This window comes from Streptomyces sp. 13-12-16 (genome assembly GCF_002114215.1).
GTDB lineage: Bacteria > Actinomycetota > Actinomycetes > Streptomycetales > Streptomycetaceae > Streptomyces.
Genome location: NZ_NCTE01000409.1, coordinates 1 through 2,106, shown reverse-complemented (window position 1 = coordinate 2,106; position 2,106 = coordinate 1). Strand labels below are relative to the sequence as shown.

The following is a 2,106-nucleotide window of genomic DNA, read 5'->3' as shown; positions in this document are numbered from 1 at the left end:
GCGCCCGCCACAGCCGGTCCTGGTCGTCCGTGCCGCGGATGGACGGGGAGAGGCGGGTGCGGGCGCCCAGGCGGCGGGTGTCCTCGTCGGTGAACGACAGGTGGTGTCCGGTGACCTCGAAGGTGACGGGGAGCCCGGCCGCCCGCGCCGCGCACACCAGGTCGGCCTCCTCGGCGCTGGACAGGTGCAGGATGTGCGCGCGGGTGCCGTGGCGGCGCACCAGTTCCAGGACCTTGGCGACGGCGACGATGCCGCCGGTGCGCGGGCGGCGCTCCTCGTACTCCAGGTAGCTGGCGGGCTCGCCCCACCAGGAGTCCAGCAGGGCGAACAGCCCGTCGTCCTCGGCGTGCAGGACCAGTTGGACGCCGCCCTGGGCGGCCGCGGCGAACGCCTTCTCCAGCTGGTCCGGGTCGCGCACCACGGTGGGGGCCGTGTGGTGTCCGGCCATGAAGATCTTCACGCTGGTGGCGGTGCGCGCGTCCAGGTCGGCCAGCAGTTCGGGGCGGTCCGGGTCGAGTCCCAGGTGGAACCGGTAGTCGACCAGGGAGTGCCCGTCCACGAGGGCCGCCTTGGCGGACGCCGTCTCGGGGGTGAGCGTCGGCGGCACCGTGTTCGGCATGTCCATCACGGTGGTGACGCCGCCGCGCACGGCGGCCCTGCTGCCGTGTTCCCAGTCCTCCTTGTGGGTCAGGCCCGGGGTGCGGAAGTGGACGTGGGAGTCGATGAGTCCGGGCAGCACGTAGTGCTCGCCCGCGTCGAGGCGGGCGGCGGCGGGCCCGGGGTCGGTGTCCGTGACGGCGGTGATGCGTCCGCCGGTGACGGACACGTGGCCGGGGCGCACGCCCTGCGGGGTGACCAGCCGGCGTCCGCTGACGACGAGTTCGGGGGTGGGGGTCAGCCGGTCCACGACACCGCCACCAGTTCCCGGCACAGGTCGTTGGTCGGGCCCATGAGGGAGACGCCGCGCGCGTCCGCGAGCAGCCGGCCGATCCGCGCGCCGTCCCGGTACCCGGCCGAGCCGAGCATGCGGGCGACGTCGAGGCAGATCTCCTCGGCGGCCTCGGTGGCGTGCAGCTTGCTGTGCAGGGTGGTCAGGCCCGGGTCGGCGGAGGTGCGCGCCCCCGCCCGCTCCACCACCGCGCGGGCCGCCTCCAGGCGGGTGGCCAGGCCCACCAGCCGGTGTCGTACGGCAGGCAGGTCCATGAGTCCGCGGTCGTGGGCGTGTGCGACGGCCAGGTCGAGGGCGGCCTGCGCGGTGCCGACGGAGACCGCGCCGAGGCTGGCCCCGCTCTCGCGGACCGAGGCGATGATGGTGGCGGCCTGTCCCTCCGGGCCGAGCCGGTCGTCGTCCGTGACGACGGCCCCGTCGAGGGAGACCAGTCCGGTGGCGGAGCCCCGCATGCCGGCCAGGTCCAGGCCGAGTTCGGGGACCAGTCCGGGGTTGTCGGCGCCGACGAGGAAGAAGGTCTGCCCCGGTGCTCCGTAGCCGGACGCCGGGGCGGCGTCGGGCCGGGCGGTGCGGACCAGGACCAGGTAGAGGTCGGCGACGCCCGCGCCGGTGGTGAAGGCCTTGGAGCCGTTCAGCACCCAGGTGCCGTCCGTACGGCGTTCGGCGGTGGTGGACAGGTTCTGCTTGGCGGCGCCCGCGCCGCTCTCGCTCCACGCGGAGGCGGCCAGCCAGGTCCCGTCGGCCAGTCGCGGCAGCCAGCGGGCCCGTTGCCGCGCGGTGCCCCAGTCGGCGATGCGGGCGCTGACGGCGAAGTGCTGGAACGCGATGATCGCCATGGAGGGGCTGACGGCGGCGATCTGTTCGACCAGCGCGTTCACCGCGGCGGCGTCCCGGCCCGCGCCGCCGTGTTCGGTGGGGACGGCGGTGGCGAGCAGGCCGCTGGTACGCAGCGCCGTCAGCGCCTCGCGGTCCGCCTCGCCCGCCGCTTCGGCCCGTTCGGCTCCCTCGCGCAGCAGTGCGCGCAGCGCGGGCGTGAGCCGTGGGCTCAACCGGCTCCCGACAACGCCAGGCATTGGGCGACCTCCTCGAATTGAAGGTGACTCAGGGGTGCCAGGGCGAACGAGCCCTGGAAGGTGACGTGTTTGCCGGCGACGGAG

The 2,106-nt window shown here is 74.9% G+C and carries 2 protein-coding genes; both read right to left on the bottom strand.

The window, feature by feature from the left end; all coding sequences use genetic code 11:
• Positions 1-907, bottom strand: a 907-nt coding sequence (locus B7767_RS16680; RefSeq protein ID WP_143652513.1) for a dihydroorotase family protein, incomplete at its 3' end; no start/stop codon positions are given.
• The gene (locus B7767_RS16675; RefSeq protein ID WP_085572885.1) at positions 895-1,998 is read right to left on the bottom strand and encodes an acyl-CoA dehydrogenase family protein; all 1,104 of its coding nucleotides are present in this window, start codon (positions 1,996-1,998) and stop codon (positions 895-897) included. The genes B7767_RS16680 and B7767_RS16675, both read right to left, overlap by 13 nt.
• Positions 1,999-2,106: the final 108 nt, after the last annotated feature.